This window comes from Legionella stuttgartensis (assembly GCF_977063405.2).
The window spans coordinates 124836-149689 of record NZ_CDRUHA020000057.1; the positions used below are offsets into that span (position 1 = coordinate 124836).

Here is a 24854-nt window from a genome sequence, read left to right on the forward strand (position 1 = left end):
GAGCAAGGAGCTTATATGTCAAAGCCCATTAAAGGACTTAAATTTGTCGAAGCGCCGCAACTAACTTCCAGCGAACAGCGCGAGATCGATCGTAAAATTGAGTTTGAAACAGCCAAGTCCTTTCACAGCATGGTCAAACTTGGTGCATTTGCCAATATTTTGGGTGCGTTTTTTTACGTTCTAGCAGTTTATAATACAACCCGGCCTGTATTAATTATTTCATGGTATAGCATTTTGGTGCTTGCAAACTTGCTCAATGTCTTATGGGCCTTTCGTTTCGAATACAAGCACATAACCCGTGAAGAAATTCTTAAATGTCGAAAAGGATTTCTCTATCTGGTTGTTTTAATCTGTCTGATATGGAGCAGTATTGGGATTTTGTTTATGGATGATGGAATGGATCAACGGATGACCACCATTATCTTTTTGTCTGCTGTATTGATTTGTTTTTCCTTCTCAACTGCAATTGATTTAACAATGGGGATCACTAGTATTGTTTGTTTACTTACCCCAACAATTTTATATCATCTGTATCTAATCATTGATTTATTTCATACTGAGGTCAGTCACATTAGCATGTCAGTTGTGGGCTCTTTTCTTGTACTTGGGATATTTATGCTCGTTGCTTGCTTTGTAGGAAATAGAATCATTTTAAAAGTATTTCGTTTAGGTTATGAGAATGCATTACTTAGCCATAAACTAGAAAATATGAATACTTTATTAGAACAACGAGTCAAAGAGCGTACTGAAGAATTAGAACAATCGCTTAAATTAGTCACCTACCAGGCAACCCATGATTTATTAACCGATTTGCCTAATGAACGTTTTCTTTACGAACACATTCAGAATTCCACGGAACGAGCAGTTAAAGAGCACCAAAAATTTGCCATTGCTTGTTTTTCATTAAACAATATGATGAAAATTAATGATAGTATCGGTCATCAAGCATCCGCAACAATAATTCATCGTGTCGCCCAACGTTTTGCTCAATTAGCAGAAAATAATAAAAAATATTTCATTTCTTTATTACGCAAAGATGTATTTGTTATTTTAATTGATCCCATCATTGATCCACTGGAAGCTGAAGACAGCGCTCAAGAATTGTTTGTTGTATTAGAAAATCCTGTGTATGTTGCCCAACAAGAATTAAACTTAACAGCAAGCGTTGGCATCAGCATATTCCCGAATGATGGCCGAGATGTAGATACACTGATTACTAACGCAGAGGCAGCACGAACCTTAGCCACCGAGCGTGGAGGAAATAGCGTGCGTATTTACAATACCGTCATCACTGCAGATGCCTCCAGACAATTGAATATTGAAAATCAACTATATCGTGCCATTGAAAATAATGAGCTCATCTTAAATTACCAACCCTTTATTGATCTAAGAACGGGAACAGTTTGTGGTGCAGAGGCTTTAATACGTTGGAAAAACCCCGTTCTAGGAATGCTCTCTCCATTGGAGTTTATTCCTTTAGCAGAAGCTAACGGTATGATTCTTCCTATTGGTGAATGGGTGTTACACACCGCATGCCAGCAATTGAAACAATGGCATGACAGTGGCTTTAAGTTAGTTATGTCGGTTAATTTGTCAGCAAAACAACTCGTCCAACAAGACCTAGTTGAACGTATCGAGAAAATTTTAGAGCAACTGAAGCTATCCCCCAAGCATCTTGAACTTGAGCTAACAGAGTCCAATGCATTTCAAAACGACGCCATCCCAATTATTAATAAATTTACCGAAATGGGTATCTCACTAACCATCGATGACTTTGGTACGGGTTATTCTGAATTTGGTAATCTGAAACTATTTAAAGTGAATAAAATAAAAATTGATAAAACCTTTATCCAAGATGTTGACGTCAGTATTGATAGTAGAAATATTGTAATTAACACCATAGCCTTGGCCCACCGGATGAACATTGATTGTCTGGCTGAAGGTGTAGAAACGCTTGAACAAATTAAATTTTTAAAAGAAAACGGATGTTACATCATGCAAGGCTATTACTTCAGCAAGCCCTTGGATGTTAAAGATTTTTCTGAATTCTTAAAAGCCCACTCCACAAATACCTATGAAGCGTTAACCAACTGGTAAAAAATAAACATCTATAGTCTACTCCAGGCTACAAATAATATCTCTTAAGATATGGATGACATTATTTACGAGTATTGATAGCATGGTGCAACCAAACGGTGATTTAGCAAATGGAAGTTGCTCATGCAGAACATTGTTAATGTATTACAAAACAGAGCGCAAAAAAATCCTCATCAAGAAGCACTTCTTTACCTAGAAGATGGTGAACATAAAACAGCAGGACTTACCTTAGCAGAGTTGGATTACCAAGCCAAAATTATTGCGGCCCATTTACAAACCCAGAAAATGACGGGCAAATGCCTCATTCTTCTTTATCCTACAGGTGTTGAGTTTGTCACAAGTTTAATCGGATGTTGGTATGCCGGCATCATTGCTGTACCAATCCCCTGCCCTAAAATAGATGAGTTTGCGAAACATGAGGCATTCCTAAACACCATTGCAGAAGATGCTGATATTGCCGCAGTCTTAAGCCTATCTCGATTTTATTCAAGTATTAAAACCACTCTAAAGAGAAAGGTACCGATACTGACTACTGATACGATTAAAACTACATCTGCAAAACATTATCAATCAACCTCTATTAGTGATGAAACCGTAGCCTATTTACAATATACCTCAGGGTCAACTTCTACTCCCAAAGCCGCAATCATCACCCATGGAAATTTACAGCATAGCTTGCAAGAAACGATTAAAGTTTGGCATTACACTAAAAAGAGCATTACCTTAACCTGGGCTCCTCATACTCATGTGTATGGACTAGTATGTGGGATATTAGTACCGCTATATCACGGAACAAAAGCTATTATTGTGCCCCCGGCCGCATTCATTAACAAACCTATTACCTGGTTATCTGCTATATCAACCTATCGAGTAACCCATAGTGGTTGCCCAAACTTTGGCTATGATATTTGCGTGCGAGATATCAAAGAAGCGGAACTTGCACAACTCAATTTAAAACACTGGAAAGTAGCAATTAATGGGGGCGATATTGTTCAATATCAAACGCTTATTGATTTTTCTACTAAGTTTCGCTCTTGTGGTTTTTCATTAAAGCAGTTTTGTTCCGCATATGGCATGTCTGAATTATCAGGCGCTATTGCAGTAACTTCTTTTGGTTCTGAGCCACATTCCTTGTCCCAGCAAAACGATGCGAATCCTCTTCAACGACGATTAGTCAGCAGCGGTAATTTATTAGGAGGATTACAGGCAGTTGCTGTGGATCCTGAAACGAAACTACCTGTTACTGCTGGAGAAACTGGTGAAATTTGGTTATCTGGAAAATCACTAGCTCATGGATACTGGCGACGTCCTGATGAAACACAGGCCGCGTTCCATGCAACCATTCCTGGCAGTGATCTCCACTATTTCAGAACGGGCGATCTTGGATTTATTCTAGATGATGAAATTTATTTAACCGGCAGATTAAAAGAGGTTCTCGTGATGTATGGCAAAAAATATTATCCTCTTGATTTGGAAATCACAGTTGCCCATGCACTCTCTCAGTTCAAGATTAAACTTCCACAAGTAGCCTTTTCAACAGAAATTGCAAACAAAGAAAAAATTATTATTGTACAGGAGCTGGGAGAGGAAACACCTAAATCACTATGGCCTGAGATCAAGAATGCAATTCGTCATGCAATCACCAAACATCATGGTGTGGATATCCATGAAGTGGTTTTAAGCCCTAAAGGAGCCATTCCTAAAACCGGCAGTGGCAAATTACAACGAAAAAAAGCGCAATCATTATTTAATGAGCAAAATCTGGCAGTTTTGGTGCAGGATCTATCTGAGAAGCCAACATCAAGTTACAATGAACATCATAGTAAGCAAAATCACTTCATCACTTTAGTAGCCAATGTACTGAAAATAGACGAGAACGACATCGACTTATATGCGCCCTTGAGTCGCTATTCCTTCGATTCGATTAATATCATTCATCTTACAGCAGTGCTCAATGAAACCTATCAACTTACCTTATCTCCAGCCGCTTTGTATGAATATGCCACTTTGGCAGATTTTTATACTTCTCTATTAGCAGAACGCGGCGTTGAAACAGTGCTTAACGAAGAAAAGCAATATCGTGATGAAACAAATGATGTTGCCATTATCGGAATCAGCGGTGTATTCCCTCAAGCTCCCGATGTAGATACCTTTTGGGATAATTTATCTCAGGGAAAAGATTGCATCAGCGAAGTCCCCTTATCACGCTGGAACTGGCGTGATTTGACGATACAATGGGGTGGTTTTATTGATCATATCGATCAATTTGATGCAACGTTTTTTAATATCTCTCCACGCGAAGCCGAGTTAATTGATCCACAACAACGATTATTTCTCCAAACCATTTGGAAAACAATTGAGGATGCCGGATACAGCACACCAACTCTCGCCACATTGAAAACAGGTTTGTTTGTAGGTGTATTTAATCATGATTACGCCGAACTGCTGCAAAAAAATGAGGTTATGGACGCCTATCTTACGACAGGTACGATGAATAGCATGATTGCCAATCGTATTTCCTACATTTTAAATTTGCGCGGACCAAGCGAGGCAATTGATACAGCGTGCTCCAGTTCTCTCGTTGCTGTTCATCAAGCAGTCCAGGCGCTGTTACACGGTGATTGCGATCTTGCGCTTGCAGGCGGAGTGAATACTTTGATCACGCCCACTTCATTTATTGCCGCCAATCAAGCGGGGATGTTAAGTGTAGATGGACGTTGCAAAACTTTTGATAAAAATGCCAATGGCTATGTACGTGGTGAAGGCGCCGGCGCCATTTTATTGAAAAAACTTCCTCAGGCATTAGAGGATGGCGACAATATTTACGGGGTAATTAAGGGCACTGCCGTAAATCACGGTGGACATGTTAATACGCTTACCGCACCCAATCCTAATGCACAAGCTGAAGTGATCATTGCTGCATGTCAGCGTGCGCAAATACCTGTCGATAGCATTCAATACATCGAGACACATGGAACCGGAACGCCATTAGGTGATCCCATTGAAATTAATGGCTTAAAAAAAGCATTCCAACACCTGGCTTTGGAACAACACCTTGAGTCCTTACCCAAACAATTTTGTGGTTTAGGAGCAGTGAAAACACATATCGGTCATTTGGAATCTGCAGCAGGAATAGCGGGGATCATTAAAACCTTGTTAGCGATGCGTCATGAACTGATACCCGCTAATTTACATTTAAGTGAATTGAATCCTTATATTGAGATTGAGGACAGTCCATTTTATCTCGTGGATCAGCCCACCAAATGGCCAAAGACGGCTAACACTCCGAGAAGAGCGGGCGTGAGTTCCTTTGGCTTTGGCGGTGCCAATGCTCATATTATCCTTGAAGAAGGTCCAGAGCGTACCCAATCCTCATCTCTCAATCACTCTTCTTATCTGATTAACTTATCTGCGATGACAACATCCGCATTACATCAACGAGCAGCTGAGTTGCTCAAATGGTTGGAGCAACAACGAGAGCTACCCTCTTTAGCTTCCCTCAGCTACACTCTGAATGTAGGCAGGCAACATTTTCCCAAGCGTTTTAGCGTGATTGTGAAGACGATTGAAGAATTGAAGGGCTATCTACAGTCTATTTCATCCAGTGAGGATATCGAGCAACACCTGCTCGCAGCAGAACTATCCAATGCAAATAAGCATCCTGCTGATTTAAATCAAATACGCAGTACCTATCTGCAAGGCAAATCAATTGATTGGCACGCAATCTATGGTGATTATCAGGAGAAAATATCGCTCCCTACTTATCCCTTCGCCAAAGAATCACATTGGGTAGAACTCAAAAGTAAATCGCATCAGAGTGTGCATCCATTAATCGATGAGAATATATCTACGCTCTCTGCATCTGTCTTTAGTAAGCACTTTTCAGGAAATGAATTTTATTTGCTCGAGCATCGGTTACATGATGAAGCGGTCTTGCCTGGTGCGGTGTGTTTGGAGATGGTTCGCGTTGCTACCAGTCTAGCTTCAAATAATCAGCACGTACTCACGTTAAGTAATATAACATGGAAAAAGCCGATAAAAACCCTGGACTTGTCCTCTCCCCTGCATGTCCATTTAGCTCCTGAAGCTGATTGTGTCTCGTTTGCATTAACTGATAAAGATGGAACTATTTCCTATATGAGTGGTGAGGTCCATTGTGCAGACAGCGCTCCCAATGCCCATCACATCGCACTTAACATTCAGGAATTAAAATCTGCACTGCCCCAAAATCAAAACCCCGATGCTATTTATGCCTATTTTAAAAATGTAGGGATAACCTACGGCCCGGCTTTTCAGGTCATTGAAACCCTGAATTTTGATGAGAATAACCTGTTGGCAAAACTTACCCTGCCAACAACACTGCCCATTAAAAGCAATGAATTTGTGCTACATCCCTGCTTGTTCGATGGGATTTTGCAGACCACTCAGGTACTACTTAAAAATCGTGAACGGCAATACCTACCCCTTTCTATAAGCCAAATCGATATTTACCAGGCTTTAACCAATACCTGTTATGTACGTGCCAACTTGATTTCTGCTGTTGATAATCAGCATATGCCTGTATTTAATATTCAAGTGACCGATACAGAAGGAAGGCTCTTATTAGTCATTACGGGATTTACCTTATGCGCGGTACAGGCCGCTGTTACACCTGAAGCAACGGTAGCATGTTATTCTCCCCAATGGGACATGCAATCTCTACGTGCCTCAACAAAGGCCCCAGAATCCATCCTGATCTTAGGAAGTAACCTACAATCAATACACGCAATTAAGGAACATGTTTCAGCTCAGACTATCTCATGCCAACTTATACACGATTCTTATCGTGCAGATATCCTAATCGACTCATCTTACGAATGTATTGTTATTGCGCTAGAAGAGGCCAATGATGAGCCCTATTTAGTGAACTCGATTCAAAAACATTTGGAGCAAACCTATTATCTGCTCCAAACGCTAACACGCCAAATGTGTCAATTAAAGCCCAAACATCGAGTGCAATTCGTTTGTATCAGCAAAAACCCTTCAGTTTATTCACGTGCTTTAGTTGGCTTTGCAAAAAGTCTGCATCAAGAACAATCTAATATCTCATGCCGTTTTATTGAACTACATGATCTTAGCCTACTTGCGCAGGAACTAACTCAAAATGAAATTGAAGTTCGCTACGATACAAAGAACCAGCGATACGTTTGTCGTTATGAATCGCTTCCTACACCAAAGGCAATGCTGCCGACGCTTAAGAAGTCTGGGGTTTATTTAATTACCGGAGGAATGGGAGAACTCGGTTATTTGTTTGCCACCTATTTGGCAGAACATTATCAGGCCAAAATCGTATTAACCGGTCGTTCACCTTTGTCGGAGCAGCATCAAAAGCGGATGGCAGCACTCGAAAAAAAGAATGCCTCCGTCGCTTATCTAGCCGCGGATATATCATCCCACGAAGAGGTCCAAGCCCTCATTCAAAAAACTAAAAAGCGTTTTGGGGCAATTAATGGCATTATTCATGCCGCGGGGCTTACCCATGATGGATTTATTGTTAATAAAACCATTCCCGAAATAACCAATGTATTAGCACCTAAAGTGTATGGGACTTGCAATTTACATGCAGCAACTCTTAATGAACGTTTAGATTTCTTTGTGCTGTTTTCGTCTGTCGCTGCTGTGTTCGGCAATGCTGGACAAAGCGATTATGCTTATGCCAATTGTTTTCTCGATGAGTTTGCCTGCGAACGCGAACAACAAAGAACGCTTGGTCATTGTTCCGGGCATACTATTTCGATTAACTGGCCTCTTTGGGAAGAAGGGGGATTACGCATTGCTCCTGAATACCAACAGGTGCTTGAGCAAAACTTAGGTATTATCAGTTTATCTACACAACAGGGATTCACTGCATTCTTGCAGGCATTACAGCATAATACTCCAAATTGTATTGTACTCCCGGGTTACCAACAAAAACTCATGAGTGCCTTGCAAAATAACGCGATGCTCAACCAATCAACAGCGCCTCAACGCCCCGTGCTCAACGCAAATTTTCGAAAACAGACCGAGGATTTTTTAAGGAACATACTGGCTGATAGCTTGAAATGTTCGTCAGAACAGATTGATCCCAAATCGTCTTTCGAAAAATATGGCATTGATTCATTGATGATTATTCAACTCAACCAGCGCTTAGCCCGTGAGTTTAGTGCATTACCTAAAACATTATTTTTTGAATACCGAAATGTAGCCGATTTAGCTGAATATTTCATGGAACATCATGCCCATGAATTAAGGCCCTATTTATCTGATATTTCAACTCATATGATAAATTCAGTTCGTCCCTTGGTCATCTCGCCCAGTGTGCCAAAACATACACCCAAGTCTGAAGATATCGCCATTATCGGGATAAACGGACGTTATCCAGAGGCAAAAGATTTGAGCGCATTTTGGCAGAATCTCTACACGGGAAAAGACTGCATTCGCGAAATTCCCAAGGAGCGATGGATTATGACGGATTATTTTGATGGGGATCAAAATAATCCGGGAAAAACCTACAGTAAATGGGGTGGTTTTTTAACTGATGTGGATCAATTCGATCCTCTGTTTTTTAATATTTCGCCACGCGAAGCTGCATTGATGGATCCCCAGGAGCGATTATTTTTAGAAACAGCCTGGAAAACCATAGAAGATGCCGGATATGCCCATGATGCATTAGCCGGGAAAAAAGTGGGCGTTTACGTCGGCGTGATGTACGGGCAATATCAGTTATTTGGTAATGAATCGACTCACGCTCATCCATTTACAGCAACAAATTCAATATTTGCTTCCATCGCCAATCGAGTTTCCTATTTTTTTGATTTTCATGGTCCGAGTATTGCATTGGATACAATGTGCTCCTCTTCGCTTACTGCAATTCATTTAGCCTGCCAGAGCATTCACGAAGGCGAATGTGAGATGGCACTTGCAGGGGGCGTGAATCTTTCTTTGCATCCCAATAAATATCTGTTGCTAAGTCATGGGAAATTTTTGGCCAGTGATGGGCACTGCCGCAGCTTTGGTGAGGGCGGCGATGGCTATGTACCCGGTGAAGCCGTGGGAGCAGTACTATTAAAACCCTTAGATAAAGCATTAGCCGATGGCGATCTTATTTATGCAGTGATTAAAGGCAGTCAGCTTAATCATGGTGGAAAAACAAACGGTTACACAGTACCTAATCCTAACGCACAAGCTGAATTGCTTGCCGAAACCTACCAAAAGGCCCATATTAACCCAACGCACGTAAGTTATCTCGAAGCGCATGGTACCGGAACTTCACTGGGCGATCCTATTGAAATTGCCGGATTAAATAAAGTATTTCAGAAACAAATGCCGTACCATTGTGCTATTGGTTCAGTAAAATCCAATATTGGTCATTGTGAATCTGCGGCAGGAATTGCCGCAGTCACCAAAGTGGTATTGCAATTACAACATCGCACCTTAGTGCCTTCTCTGCTCTCAGAAACGTTGAACCCCAACATCGACTGGTCTACCACACCATTTCGCGTACAACAAACCGTAAGTGAATGGCAGCCACCATTACCCAATATCCCGCGAATTGCCGGGATCAGCTCTTTTGGTGCAGGAGGCTCTAATGCGCATCTGATTTTATCTGAAGCGCCTGAAGCACTTCCTTCATCTACAAGAAATAAATCGTATTATTTGCTCACCGTATCTGCCAAAACAGAATTGGCCTTAAATCAACGTCTCGATGATTTATTGAGTTGGTTAGAACAAAACCCTTCTGCCCAACTGGAACAAGTAAGTTACACCTTAAACGCGGGCCGAAGTCATTTTGATTGCCGTTGCGCTATGGTGGTAAGCACGCTTGGTGAAGCAATTCAATTAATCCAACGATTTAAAGCACACCAACAAACCGCTGCATTTTTTATTCAAATGAATGCAGAAAAGAATGCTGAAAGCACCCTGATTCATTCCACGGTCCTACCTATAATGATGCAGCAATTGTTGCAACCCAATCAATATAAAGAGACATTACTCGCGTTGGCAAAATTCTATGTCGAAGGTGAGAATCTTGATTGGCAACAAATCCACGCCGATGAATCCAGGAAAAAAATCTCCTTACCTACTTATCCTTTTGCTAAAGAACGCCATTGGTATTCCGATGAAGCACAACTGAACTCTACCGAGAATAGACCAACCAATTTGGCATTAACCCAAAATGCACTCATTGATAAGATTCATTCTTATCTTACGCGACAAGTAGTCCAAATATTAAAAATAACACAACACCGAATTGCACTGGAAAAAAATCTTGGTGAATACGGGATGGATTCCGTGCATTTTATTGAATTGGCTAAAAAGATCACCGAGTACTACCAAATCGAATTTACCCCTGCAGTGTTCTTTACACACAGTAGTGTGCACTCAATTAGCGAATACCTGATTAACCAATTTCCTAAAGCAGTAGCTCAGACTCACCAAGAAATAGCTCATCTGCAAGTGAATGCTCCTAAAATAAAACCAAGACGTATTGCCGCCAGCGACACGGAATCAGTCGCCATTATTGGTATGCAAGGACTTTTTCCACAATCCGATGACCTTGCCACCTTTTGGCAGCATTTAGTTGAAGGCCATGATTTAGTGACCGAGATCCCCAAAGAACGCTGGGACTGGCGTGATTATTATGGAAATGAAGCCCATCAAAGCAATTCCAAATGGGGTGCTTTTATCAACACGTTTGATCAATTCGATGCGGGATTCTTTAATCTTTCGGCCCGGGAAGCGAATCTTATGGATCCGCAACAACGACTCTTCTTGGAAACCGTATGGAAAACCATTGAAGATGCGGGCTATGATCCTTTTGCATTACCCTCACAAAATGTTGGAGTTTTTGCAGGTGTTGAGTTTAGTGAATACCAGACTTTAATTGCCAAACAACAAAAAGAACACCATGGATTTATTGCTACAGGGAACTCGCACAGCATGATTGCCAATCGTGTTTCCTACTTTTTCAATTTCCAAGGGCCGAGTGAAGCCGTCGATAGTGCCTGCTCAAGCTCATTAGTTGCAATTCATCGCGCAGTACAAGCAATTCGCCAAGGCGAATGCGATTTAGCTATTGCGGGTGGCGTAAGCCTTATCTTGAGCCCAGACACCATAGTAGTTACTGGACAATTAGGCGCCCTATCTGCAGATGGTCGTTGCAAAACCTTTGATAAAAACGCAAATGGCTACGTTAAAGGCGAAGGAGTTGCCAGTCTTTTACTCAAACCGTTAAAGCAGGCCCAAGAAGACGGAGATCATATTTACGGGGTCATTAAAGCTTCAACAGTAAATCATGGTGGTAAGGCCCAATCTTTGACTGCACCCAACGCAAAAGCACAAAGTGAGTTGTTGATACGTGCCTACACCCAGGCCGATTTCGAACCAGATACGGTCACCTACATTGAAACTCATGGAACAGGGACCGCTTTAGGTGACCCTGTGGAGATTGAAGGTTTAAAACTTGCATTTTCCTCTTTAATTGCAACGAGAACAAAGCAAAATTCGATTGGGTTAGGTTCTGTAAAGACAAATATCGGTCATTTAGAACCTGCATCGGGAATTGCAGGCATTATCAAACTACTTTTGGCCATGACCCATGAAACACTACCCGGTATTTTGCATTTGCATGAATTAAACCCTTATATCAATTTAGAAAATACTCCCTTCACCATTGTCAAAGAAACTCAGGCCTGGCAACGTATCAAAAATGAAAGCGGAACAGATATCCCGTTGCGCGCTGGAATCAGCTCATTTGGATTTGGTGGAACTAACGCTCATGTCGTGCTTGAGGAGGGTCGCCCCCATCAACGCATTATGGAGAACCAACAGGCTAAACCTTATTACCTAATCACTCTCTCTGCCAAACAGCAGGAAAGCTTGCAGCAAAAAATAATCGACCTGCAGCAATGGCTTAATCAGAATAAAAAAATCATTTCTTTGCCCTCGCTTAGTTTTACCCTCAATATGGGACGAGCTCATTTTGTTTACCGCTGTGCTTTGGTGGTAGATTCTGTGGACTCCTTGTGTCATGCATTGAGTTTATTAATCGACCATGAAATTCCTGAATATTGCATGATGAATGAAGGCCAAACCTGGACGCTCCAAGGGCCAGTATTTGATGAAGTATATCAAGCCGCAATCAAAACCCTGCACCAACCAGAAAATTCCGATCAATATCGGCATAAGTTATTTATTCTGGCTGATTTATACACGAAACATTATGTCATTGACTGGCGCCAAGTGTATGTCGGAGAAAAAATACAACGCGTGGGTTCGTTACCTGCCTATCCATTCATAAAACAACGCTATTGGTATGATCTGGAAACACATTCCATAGCAACACCCCAATCCTTAGATCCAGCTCCAATAGTGAATAAGGGAGCAATGGATTTCTCTAGCCAGACTTTAGCTTATTTACAACATATATTCGCAGAAAAATTGCGTACCTCTCCTGAACTTATCCAAGCGGATGAGACCTATGAAGTTTATGGCGTTGATTCTTTAATTGGTTTAGAAATTACTAATCGGTTGGAAAAAGACTTTGGTACCTTACCCAAAACCTTACTCTACGAACGCAATCGATTAAATGATTTAGCCAAATATTTTATTAAAAATTATAAAGAACCATTGTCAGCGCTCGTATCCAAGAACGATGCTCTGCCGATGGTAGCCCCCCTTGAGGTTGAAACAGTTAAACCAATAACATCTACCTTAAAGCACGCGCCCCATTCATCTCAGGACATTGCCATTATTGGTTTAAGCGGCACATTTCCTATGGCTAACTCCATGGATGAGTTTTGGCAAAACTTAAGTTCCGGACAAGATTGTGTGGGCGAGGTTCCTGCTGATCGCTGGAATTATAAAGATTATCCTGTACTGATCGGCGGTGAAGAACATTATTTCCCCCATGGAGGCTTTATTCCCGATGTCGATAAATTTGATCCATTGTTTTTTAATATCTCGCCCCGCGATGCAGGACTTATGGATCCACAAGAACGTTTGTTCATGCAATCAGTATGGACCACTCTAGAAGACGCAGGTTATACACGGGACAAATTAAAACGAAAAACCAAAAACTCAGTCGGCGTTTTTGCTGGAGTGACTTATAATTTTTATCCATTGTTTATCGCAGAAGAGTGGCAAAAAGGAAATCGGGTGCCATTGGATATCCAATCATTCTCTGTAGCAAACCGAATTTCTTACTTTCTTGATGTAAATGGTCCAAGCTTTGTGGTCGACACAGCGTGTTCTTCCTCTCTAGCAGCAATTCATCTGGCGTGTGAAAGCCTCTTGCGTGGTGATTGTGCCATGGCCATCGCCGGCGGTGTGAATTTGTCATTACATCCGAGTAAATATCACTTTCTGGGTAGTTTTAATTTTATGTCCGAACAAGGCCGATGTGCGAGTTTTGCTGAGGGAGGCACCGGTTATGTACCCTCTGAAGGCGTCGGCTCTGTCTTATTGAAACCTTTAGCGGATGCGATTGCTGATAATGATATGATTTATGGGATTATTAAAGGCAGCAGCATGAACCATGGGGGCAAGACCAGCGGTTATACTGTTCCCAATCCTAATGCTCAAGCAGCGGTGATTTTGCAAGCGTTAAAAAATGCCAATATTGATGCACGAACCATCTCTTATATTGAAGCGCATGGCACAGGAACCGCCTTAGGAGATCCTATAGAGATTCGTGGTTTGCAAGATGCTTTTGAACACTATACGGAAGACAAGCAATTTTGTGCTGTTGGTTCAGTCAAATCCAATATTGGGCATCTGGAATCTGCAGCAGGCATATCCCAATTGGCAAAAGTACTCTTACAAATGCGCCACAAAAAATTAGCGCCTACATTACATAGCACGCAATTGAATCCTTTTATTGATTTTCAAAACTCCCCTTTTTATGTACAACAAGAATGTACTGATTGGCTGCCTGATAATAATGTACCACGACGGGCAGGAGTAAGTTCATTTGGTGCAGGCGGCGCGAACGTCCATATGATTATTGAAGAGTACATACCCCCAATAAAGCAACAGAACACGATGCAGGTTCCATATATCTTTTTATTATCGGCATTAAATGAAGAGCGTTTGACAGCACAAATCCAGCAAATGCATCGTTATCTACAGGGGAACAGACAGCTAGAACATAAAGAATGGCTTAGAGATGTATGCTTTACATTACAAACTGGACGTGAGCACATGATGGCACGATTCGCGGTGATTGCAACAAACACCGGTGAATTACTTGCGGCTCTGGCAACCCATCCTCATCCCCAAGGTACAAACACCTGGATAAATCATCATGCTCAAATTAATCCCCAAAACGTTGATGAATTAATCCGTGATGCACGCTATGAAGAATTAGTCCAGCATTGGGTTAATGGTGCCAAAGTGGATTGGGAGCAATTATACCCAAAACAAGTGCCGAATATTGTTTCTTTACCCACATACCCGTTTACTAAACGACGCTGCTGGATACCTACAAAAGAAGTAGAACCATTACCTGTGGTTCAACCTGTTATGCAACCAGCAATTGAACCCGTGGTTGCTAGCCCTGAAATGATTGATCTTCAAGAGTGGCTTTACAGGACCCAGTGGGAGAAAAACCCTCAAGCAACCCAGCCTGGATTAATGAATAGCGAAGGAAAATGGCTTATTTTCTGTGAACCAGAATCAGTACCTTTCTTGAAACAAGAACTTGGTGCCCATGCAGGTATTTATTGTTTCATTGGCAATCAATATTCCATGATTGAGAAGAATGAATTCGCGCTCAATGCGTCACAAAAAACTGATTATGAAATGCTCCTGGCCACCATTCACGAACAGCACAGAGATAATTTAAAAGGCATCATCTATCTATGTCCAGCGATAACTAACCACGATCATACTACGTCCCGCGGCTCGTCCGCGGGATCCAACGAGACTATGATACTTCTAGATCCCGCGGACGAGCCGCGGGATCTAGGCAGGAGTGAGCCTATATCTTCTGTATATGGCTCAAGTAAAGAAAACCAATCGGATCCTGCCCATTCCTTACTTTATCTGTTGCAAGCCATCGTGCAGCATTCGTGGCCGCAACAATTAACATTTTGTCTCGCATCACAATCAGCACAACAGGTTAATCCTTCTGATACCATCAATATCTGGCAGCATCATCTCTGGTCCATGACCCGTATTTTTGCAGCCGAACAAGCAAAGTATCACGCATTATTGCTTGATTTGGATGTAAATGAAGGTATGGAACATAATACCAAGATCCTAGTCAAGGAATTGGGACGTTATCAAGCAAAAGAAAACCATATTGCGTATCGTGCCAACGAACGCTATACCATTCGCTTCGCTCCTCATGAGGCGCCACAAAGTCATGAGATACCCCCTTCCTGGAAAACTCCTGTTGCTGCATTAGTTACTGGAGGCTTGGGAGCCTTAGGTTATGAAGTAGCAGAATTTATTGTCACCCAAGGAACTCGTTTTGTTTTGCTTACTGGAACAACAGAATTATCAGCAAAAACATTAGAAAAAAATACCTGGCTCAAACAGTTAGAAGCGAAAGGAGCGCAGGTTAGGTATGCTGCGGTGGACGTAGCGAATCAAGAACAAATGCGTCAGGTCATTATAGAGGCCGAAAAAGCATGGCAACAATCCATTGATGGCGTTTTTCATTTAGCAGGGGTCACTACTGATAATGTCACCATTGCCGAGATGGATGAGGCATTATGGCATGATGTGTTACGCGTAAAAGTACAGGGTTCCTTGGTATTGCATGAACTCTTTTTGCAGGCGCCACTATCGTGTTTCGTGCTGTTTTCTTCCATTGCAGCGGTTCCCCATTTTGGTATGGCAGGACTCAGCGCTTATGCAGCCGCTAATGAATTTATGAATGGCCTTGCTTTATATCGTCGTAGTTTGCAACTACCCGCATCAAGTATTAACTGGGTCGCCTGGTCAGAAAAAGGAATGAGCCACAGACATAATCATGATGCCTTTTTAGATGCTGTAGGTATGGCTTCTTTAAGTATTAAAGAAGGCATTGCATTGTTGCATATTCTTCTCAGACTAAATCCTGCTGAAATTACAGTCTGTAAAATTCAATGGAAGAAATTTTTACAAGTAAATGCCTCTGCCAAGCAACTTGATTTCTTTACACATTTTGTTGCTGAATATGCTTCAAATACGCAAGCAACTGTTGTTTCTTCATTAAATCAGGAGGAAATCACAGCATTAGTCCTGAATCTCTTTGCTGCGGTATTAGGATTGGAAGTCACTGAAATTGACAGCGAATCCCCCTTCCAACAATATGGGATGGACTCCATTACTGGCATCGATTATACCGAGCAACTGGGTAAGCATTTCCCCGATGTAGTCGCCCCCATGGACTTATATCGCTACCCTACACTAAAACAACTTACCGATTACATCATGCAACGCGTGCAAATTAATATTGAGCCTGCTTCTGCACCTCTTTTCAAGGTAGAGGAAACGCTTGATCTGGATCAATTAAATGAGGCGCAACTGAATGAATTGCTGGAATTGGAATTAAAAGAATTAGAGCTGGCTTATGAATGATACAACTACTTTAAAAAAATCATTATTAATGATCCAAAAGCTCAAGAAGCTTTTGCAAGAACAGAACGACAAATTATTTGATCCAGTAGCAATTATTGGTATGAGTTGTCGTTTACCCGAAGCGAATAATCCTCAAGAGTTTTGGGAGTTATTATGCGAGGGCAAGAACATCATTTCGCCAATACCTGATGAACGTTGGGAGCTTTTGCAAGGCACTCGAGAGGTCATTCAGCGTGATCCCAATTTGCCTTATTGGGGAGGCTATCTGCGTCAAATTGAAGCGTTTGACGCTTATTTTTTCGGCATTAGCCCTCGTGAAGCAATGCGAATGGATCCACAACAACGTATCTTATTGGAAGTAGCCTATGAATCCCTTGAAGATGCCGGTTTAACCGTTGATGATTTGGCTGGATCCAATATGGGCGTTTTCTCCAGCTTATATGCAAGTCAGTTTAGTCACCTGCAAAAATTAGACTCAGATATGGATGCTTTGTTTATTCCTACCGGCAGCGCCATCAGCATGGCAGCCAATCGTTTATCCTATTTGTTCGATTTACGCGGCCCCAGCTTAGTATTAGATACGGCCTGTTCGTCTTCGCTTATTGCCATTCAATTAGCCTGCTTAAACTTACAAGCCAAACTATGTGATACTGCATTAGTCAGTGCAGTAAATATCAATTTATTACCCTCCATTCATTCTGTTTTGGCTAAAGCAACCATGCTTTCTCCTACCGGACAATGCCATACTTTTGATGCCAAGGCGGATGGTTATGTACAAGGAGAGGGGGCAGGTTCTATTATTTTAAAACCGCTTGCCAAAGCATTGCAGGATAAAGATAAGATCTATGCAGTAATCACTGGTAGTGCGATGAATCAAGACGGTAAAACCAATGGTTTAACTGCGCCTAATGGCTTGCAACAAGAACAATTATTGCGATCCGCTTATCGAATGGCTAAAACAGATCCGGCCCATGTTTCCTATATTGAATGCCATGGAACAGGGACATTTCTAGGGGATCCAATTGAAATTCAAGCATTAGGTGAAGTAATCGGCAAAAATCGTGATGCGAAACAACCCTGTTGGATTAGCTCAGTAAAAACCAATGTAGGGCATTTGGAGCCTGCCGCGGGTATTGTGAGTGTCATTAAAGTTGCTTTAGCTTTAAAAAATGGTTTAATTCCACCCCATCTTAACTTTGCTAATGCGAACCCACATATCCCGTTTGATCGCTATTCTTTGAGTATTCCTACTAAAGCAGAACAATTACCCAGATACAGTGATGTCGGCATTGCCGGAGTGAGTGGTTTTGGTTTCGGTGGTGCCAATGCGCATCTGGTGTTACGTGAATCTCCTTTAAATGAGCAACCCACTTTCACAAACACCGCTCTTAAGGATAATGAGTTATTTACACTTTCGGCAAAAGAGTCCGCTGCGCTAGCTGATTTAATCGGCCGCTGGTGTGATTATTTAAAAAATCATCCTGAGACCAATTTGGCACTGCTTTGTTATAACCTCCACACCAGGCGTTCTCATTATGCAAAACGTTTGGCAATAATTACTGATTCAGTTGCTGATCTTTATCAAAAATTAGTTGCATTACGGACAAATCTTGATGCCCCAATTGAGTCTGTTTTTATCAATGACGAGCAAAAAAAATCCAATCATTCAACTCCAATAACCGAGTTTGCCACCATGGATGTGGCAACCTTAGCAAAAAACTATGTAAATCTTGTACCAATTGATTGGAAAAAATATGAAGCAGAACGCTCTTTTGCACCGCTGGATATGCCGTTTTATCCATGGCAACGTAAACTATATTGGCCAGCCTTAGATCAGGGCTTTAATGAAAGAATCTCTATAAACTACCCTATGCGCGGTAAATCCCTTCCCTCACCTTTAGCAGCACGACAATTTGAATTTGTCTTTGATACAAAAGTGATGCCTGAGGTACAAGATACTTTTTATGTTTTGCATGCAGGTTACTACCTAGAAATGTTGGCCTATGCAGCAAAACAATTACAGCAAACCGTTTCGTTTAAGGTACAAAACCTTAAGTATTTATCGCCTATATTGGTTTTGGAAGGAACCACTATTTTGGTGCATCTCATCATCGAAACCGATAATGAAAGCAACACATCATCGTTTCGCTTTTACAGCAATGATGGCAAAGAAAATTGGATAGAACATGCGACCGGTACTTTAGTCTTGAATAGTTCTACCCCAGTCAACCCACTTGAAACCAAGACTGAACGCATACAACGACTTCCTGTTTCAGGAACTATGGAAACGTTTTATAACCGAATAACAGGCATGGGTATGCCTGCTGGTGATACCATTCGCTGGGCCCATCAATATTGGGCAAATGGTGATGAATTGTTTTGTGAGTTACGCGAACCTAAATCCTCCGAGCGCGGAAAGCAATTTACAACCCGAATGCATCCAGGAATTATTGATGCCTGCATCCAAACAGTCTTTTTATTATTACCTCAACAATTCAACAAACCCTATATTGCATCCCATATGGGTACTCTTGAATTTTATGGATCAATAGAAGACCAGAAATATATATACACCGTATTAAAAGAACTGCATCCCGATGGAAAACACATTATTGCTGATTGGTACTTACTGGATAAAAACTATAATGTCATCGCCATGTGTCATGACCTATGCATGAGTGTCCTCAATGATACGATCCAAATTAATCAAATCATGGATATTCAATCTCAATTTCAGCTCGATTTATCATTGCCCTATGAGGTATGTAAAGACAAATTGATTCATCATTTAATGGAGCGATTTGCCACTATTTTTTCGATGCCTCAAAATGATATCAATCCTTTTCAGTCCTTGCATGAACTAGGAATGGATTCGCTAATGGCTCTGGCAGTAATCCGAATCATAGAAACAACCATGGGGGTCACTTATTCTTTACCCTTGATAATGCAAGGTCCATCAATCAATGAAATTGCAGAGTATGTGTTAGCAAGCCAATGGACAGGCGAAAAACAAGAATCCCCTGAACCCAAAATCCAGATTGATACGCCTTGGATAGCCAATCGAAAAATACAAGCCAATGCCCAAGTACGGTTGTTTTGTTTTCCCTATGGCGGTGGCGGTGCTTCAATTTATCGCGAATGGCAACAGGAATTTCCTGATTCCATTGAAGTATGTCCGATACAGTTACCAGGCAGAGAAAACCGAATGGAGGAGCAACCCCTTGATAACCTCAATACCCTGGTTTCATTATTAGCCAATCAGCTAAAATCTCAATTCAATTTACCTTTTGCTTTTTTTGGCCATAGTTTTGGATCACTAATTGGATTTGAGTTAAGCCGCTATTTACGCATTCATCAGCTCCCCCAACCCATTCATCTTTTTGCATCAGCCTATCCAGACCCACGTGTACCCTCCAAAAGTTTGGATAATCTGCTAAAAAACCTACAACAAATGAATATCAATTTATTTGATTTAACCTCGGAGCGAATCAGTGCCTTGGATGATGAACAATTAACCGCTTTATCCATCGTGTTCAAAGATAATGGGATTGTTGATTACAGCGATGAACGGATGAACAAGAGTATCATCAAAGTGTTATTGCCCATTTTTATCGGCGATATGAACATCGTTAGAAACTATACTTATCGTGATGAGTCGCCCTTAACTTTTGGCACTACGGTATTTTTGGGTAAACAAGATACCTGGGTCTCCCCTGAAGATCATTTTGGATGGGCTGATCATTCATTAGAGCATTGTGAGTTCCAACAATTTGAAAGTGGGCATCTTTTTATAAGAGAAAAAGAAATAAGAACAAAAGTAATCAAAAAAATTACCGAAAAACTTTTGTGTTTTAATGCTGCAGAATGTGAGGTTTAATTCCCAACTTAATAAATCATCCATGTTTAAGTATGCTTGCATGAAAATTATGAACACAAGCATACTAAGATACTATAAAGAAGAAGAACAATTAGCCCAAAAATGATGGCTAAATGGTAAACTTCGAATGTTCTATATTCTTAATCTCTGGTGCATGCTCACGAATACTTCTACAAAGATCACTTATATCTCGGGTCGGTCCTTGAATTGACAACCAACTTAAGATTTGAGGATTGTGAACCATTGCATCGTGGATTCTGTGCCTTCCGGTTTCACCACCAAAAGAATTGTCAGTCAAATCCATATAAACTTCAGCTTGCAGTTTATTCGCACGAATAAAACTTGATAGCATTTCAGCGCCCTCTTGTGTAATTGCATTGTATGCCAAATGAAGCTTTATTTTTAAGCCCTCAGGCATGTGTTCTAAAGCCTTTAGAATAATGGCAAAGCCCTCATCTTTTAGTCCTTGCTCACTTAAATCAAGCTCCAGTTGACACGGAGTCTGTATTGTCTTTAAGGCTTCAAATAATATACTAACTTCTGTTGTAGTGAGATGCTTGACTCCAAATTGTAATGATAATTCCTCGGGGCATTTATTGGATTTTAATGTATTAGCTAAACTACAGATAATGCCTGTTCCATGTTTACTAAATTCATAAGTTAGATTTAAACCATCCTTTTGTGAACCACATTCCATGCCTTCAATTAAAGCTGCAGAACCAAGCTTTGTTGTAGGATTAAATAATAAATTTAACGATAACTTTTTAGTACTTCCGGGTAATTTAAGCATCTCTGCTAATTCAATAACCCCTTTATCTGAAATCTCATTATTGGCCAAGTTTAGCGACACTTTTTCTGGGCTATGTTCTGACTGCAAAGCATGAGCAAACAAAACGGCGCCTTCATTTCTTAATCTATTGCCGCCTAGTCCCAATTTAACTTCAGAAGCATGACAACCTTGAGTAATAGTAGCTGCCAAGATCTCTAATGATTTCATACTAAGAGAAGTTTTGGCGAGTATTAGGTTTATAGAATTTGGACATTTATCGGATTGTAAAAAGGTGGCCAGTTCAGAAATATCTTTATCACTGAGCGGATGATTAGTGAAGTCCAAGCAAAGACTATCCCTTGGATTTTCCATAAGCACTTGACAGATCTCCCCCATCCTATCGGTGACTGGACAGGCCAAAGAGAACTCAAATCGCACACCCTGCTTATTTTTAGATTGGTTAACTACAACATCAAAACCATCAATGTCTTGTACTTTAATAATTCCTGGCATGAGTACATTCCTTAAGATAAATCATAAAAAGATATTTAATCAATAATCAAAGTATATTACAACGCCACAGTGAGTCAAATTAAATCAATTCTGTCATCAGTTTTTCAAGAGCAACCACAAGGAAGTTTAAATTATGTGCTAAATTTAAATTAAGGGAGCAATTAGAATAATTAATGTGCAAGCTAACTAATGAGCATTTAGCTAAATTAATTTAATTGGGTATTTGAATGGCAACTAATAAATTTCATTATATCTGGATGGGTCGTGTGCCTAGTGGCAAATACGAAGATGCATTTAAAAATGGTCCTAATGCTTTAGCCCAACAATTAAAAGATTATGTGATGGACATAAAGAAAAATAGAGATCCAAATGCTCCGAATCCTCAAGATCAAGAAATAATAATGTGGGTACCAGAGGCCATAATTGAAGGAATTAAAGAAGCTGGATATCTCGATCCTGACATTACGCTAAAACCCATTGAAGATCTTTATAAAGATGCCAAACATTTAACTCAAGAAGAACGAGAAAATCTAAAAAAAACAGTGGATTTATTGGGAGAACATAACGCATATTCCGCTCAAAAAGATATTCTGGAAGCGGCAATACTCGAAGAATATGGCGGATACTATTTGGATACTACCTCAATCGTCACATCAATTGAATACTTGATCAATAATCAACCCCAAGACATATGGTTTCCAAGAATTACAGAAGAGGCTGAAAAGTATTATGACGGAGAGACCTATGTCCTGCCTGATGTTTGGGCTATGTATAATCCAACACCTGGTGAAGGTACTTGTAAGGCGATGCTCAATGGCTATATCCAAAGATGTCAGTTTTATTTTCCAGAACACTTTGAAGGTGTTCAACTTGATGTTGAGAAATTAAAAGATAGATCGGGATATAGTCTTATGGAGGATGAATCTTATGGAGCTGGAAGTGAAATTATGTCCTCGGATTATAGAGATGACTTGATCGGACAACTTGTTATTTTTGCGTTATATGATGGACTGCAACAAACAAAAGGGCCCTTAAATAACGCGATAATGCGCCGTTTAAGCTCGTATGCTGAAGATACATCAGAAGGTAAACACATTGAAAAATTCGGCATTGATAAATTCCATAAGGGAACATGGCGACAAGAAGCGATTGCAGATAATTTCGAGGATCGAAAAGAAGAGCATCAAACACAAGTAGCGCTAGACGATCAAATCCAAGAAGTAGCCCAAGACGAACAAATCGAGGAACTCGTCAAACTCGAAATTACATCTCCTTCTCAAGAAATTGCATCCACCCCTCAAGACCGTTTCCATATATTTACAGTACAAGGCGATGATTTTGAAAATTTCAAGGCAAAATATCAATCGTTAAAAGGAGATATTTTGAAAAGTCAGATTATAAGGGATTTTGAAAATAAACTATCCGAAATAGACGATAAAGACACATTAAATCATTTCGTAGCTGATTTCAAACAAAGTACTTCTTATGCCGTGTTGTCGAAAGGACAAGGTTTAACAACCAGGTTTTTTTCATTAGATACAGATTCTGTAACTAAAATTGATGAAATGATAGATGCCAAAATATTTGAGCTAGATGGAAAAAAACTCTCTATTTCCTAGAAAAGGGGCAAGCGTTCGTTAACGTCATGCTCAATACGTTCTTGTCCCCCATCAGCAAAAAAAGCACCCGTTGCCCCCTTCTCTAGACCGAGATAGTTGAAAACTAAGCAAAACTCCAGTTAATTTGTCCGCCAATGGCTGTTGTTTGTGTGTGAGTATGTCCTTTAAGCGCAGTCAAAGGAGTAACTAGATTCACCGACATAGGATTAAAGAACGAATGTCCAACACCCACATCATAGCTTAAGTGCTCATCTTGTTGATAATGAGCACCTGCAGCCAAAATAGTAGCACTCCCCACAGGATCAGCGATGCCGCGATCGCGATCATTGGAGGGAGTACTCATAAATTTAATCCCACCACGTAATAATATTTTTTCAGTGGCCTTATAGGTTGCGCCAACTGCGTAATCAAAACAATTGTGATAATTAAAAGGAATCGTTACTGGTAGTGTTACTCCCATTGGCGTTTCCGTATTTTCCATCGTTATTTGTTTAAAGGTACTCCAATGGGTGTAAAATACTGTGGCCATTCCTGTCCAACGTTTTGTGAAATCATGTTGCAAACTCAAATCGCCTCGGGCTGGTAAAGCCGCCTTTGTTCGTTGTTGGTTGGTTCTAAAAATTGCTACTTCAGGTCCAATTGCAGGAGCATGAACGGTACTATGTCCCGTTGTGGTAAGTGAGATTCGCGAGTAATAACTAAACCCAATCCGTGTTTCTGGGGTAAAATCAAATAAAGCACCACCATGCCAACCATATCCCCAGCCACTTAAATGATTCTCAAGTCTTGAATCAAAAGGAAAAGAAACAGGGGGACCATACATATTATTTAGAGTGAATGCCAAATGCAGCGCATCAAATCCCGCTCCAACAGAAAACCGGTCGGTTATTTTAACCCCTAAGCTTGGGCCTGCATCAATTCCCACAACTTGAGCACGGGTTGTAGCATAACGTGCTATAGAGGATCGCGTAGAACCATAATTCGTGCCCAATCCGAATGGAGTCGTCAGATTAAAACCAAAAGAAATGCGCTGGTTTAGAGGTGCCGAATAATAAAATGAAGGGAGAAAAGCCTTAATTTGGCTCTTCGCTTCTCCCGACTGGACCACAGGGAATGGAAATGGAAATGTCGGGGTCGTTGCGGTTCCTGTGAATCGAGCAGTACCTATGATCCCTAATGCATTACCGACTATTTGTTGATGAGTCAGTTTAACCAGCCCCGCCGGATTTGTATAAGCCGTACTCGCATCACTGGCTGCACTAGCCCAATCGGCATAAGCCACTCCCAGTCCTGATGTATTAACAAAAGGCAGATTAAAATCAGACGTCGCTAAGACTGGTGCAGCCATGAAAAATGAAGAAAGCGTTAGGTATAAATGAGACCGACGCACGTT

At 40.9% G+C, this 24854-nt stretch carries 6 protein-coding genes; 4 read left to right on the forward strand and 2 right to left on the reverse strand.

Annotated elements, in window-relative coordinates; genetic code table 11:
* Nucleotides 1-15 precede the first annotated feature (15 nt).
* From ACWTEW_RS16060 to ACWTEW_RS16070, 3 genes are all read left to right on the forward strand, one after another.
* The gene (locus ACWTEW_RS16060) at nt 16-2097 is read left to right on the forward strand and encodes a putative bifunctional diguanylate cyclase/phosphodiesterase (protein ID WP_454782669.1); all 2082 of its coding nucleotides are present in this window, start codon (nt 16-18) and stop codon (nt 2095-2097) included.
* A 123-nt stretch (nt 2098-2220) separates the two neighbouring features.
* Nucleotides 2221-16683, forward strand: coding sequence for an SDR family NAD(P)-dependent oxidoreductase (locus tag ACWTEW_RS16065; protein ID WP_454782670.1), 14463 nt, complete (start codon nt 2221-2223; stop codon nt 16681-16683).
* Complete coding sequence (locus ACWTEW_RS16070; protein WP_454782671.1) at nt 16676-20560, forward strand: beta-ketoacyl synthase N-terminal-like domain-containing protein; 3885 nt, start codon at nt 16676-16678, stop codon at nt 20558-20560. Before ACWTEW_RS16065 ends, ACWTEW_RS16070 begins: the two co-directional genes overlap by 8 nt.
* A 109-nt stretch (nt 20561-20669) precedes the next feature.
* On the opposite strand, the gene ACWTEW_RS16075 is transcribed toward ACWTEW_RS16070, so the two are convergent.
* On the reverse strand, nt 20670-21842 hold the full coding sequence (locus tag ACWTEW_RS16075; RefSeq protein ID WP_454782672.1) for a leucine-rich repeat domain-containing protein: 1173 nt from the start codon (nt 21840-21842) through the stop codon (nt 20670-20672).
* 227 nt (nt 21843-22069) lie between these two features.
* On the opposite strand from ACWTEW_RS16075, the gene ACWTEW_RS16080 reads away from it, so the two are divergent.
* Complete coding sequence (locus ACWTEW_RS16080) at nt 22070-23461, forward strand: hypothetical protein (protein WP_454782673.1); 1392 nt, start codon at nt 22070-22072, stop codon at nt 23459-23461.
* A 103-nt stretch (nt 23462-23564) separates the two neighbouring features.
* Here the strand turns inward: ACWTEW_RS16080 and ACWTEW_RS16085 are convergent, their stop codons facing one another.
* Nucleotides 23565-24851 carry an OmpP1/FadL family transporter gene (locus ACWTEW_RS16085; RefSeq protein WP_454782674.1) on the reverse strand — a complete coding sequence of 429 codons (1287 nt, stop codon included), beginning with the start codon at nt 24849-24851 and terminating at the stop codon, nt 23565-23567.
* Nucleotides 24852-24854 lie beyond the last annotated feature (3 nt).

Bases quoted from the DNA above. Each gene is read 5' to 3' on its own strand.
- ACWTEW_RS16080 (WP_454782673.1), top strand. From the start codon at position 22,070: ATGGCAACTAATAAATTTCATTATATCTGGATGGGTCGTGTGCCTAGT.
- ACWTEW_RS16065 (WP_454782670.1), top strand. From the start codon at position 2,221: ATGCAGAACATTGTTAATGTATTACAAAACAGAGCGCAAAAAAATCCT.
- ACWTEW_RS16075 (WP_454782672.1), bottom strand. From the start codon at position 21,842: ATGCCAGGAATTATTAAAGTACAAGACATTGATGGTTTTGATGTTGTA.
- ACWTEW_RS16060 (WP_454782669.1), top strand. From the start codon at position 16: ATGTCAAAGCCCATTAAAGGACTTAAATTTGTCGAAGCGCCGCAACTA.
- ACWTEW_RS16070 (WP_454782671.1), top strand. From the start codon at position 16,676: ATGAATGATACAACTACTTTAAAAAAATCATTATTAATGATCCAAAAG.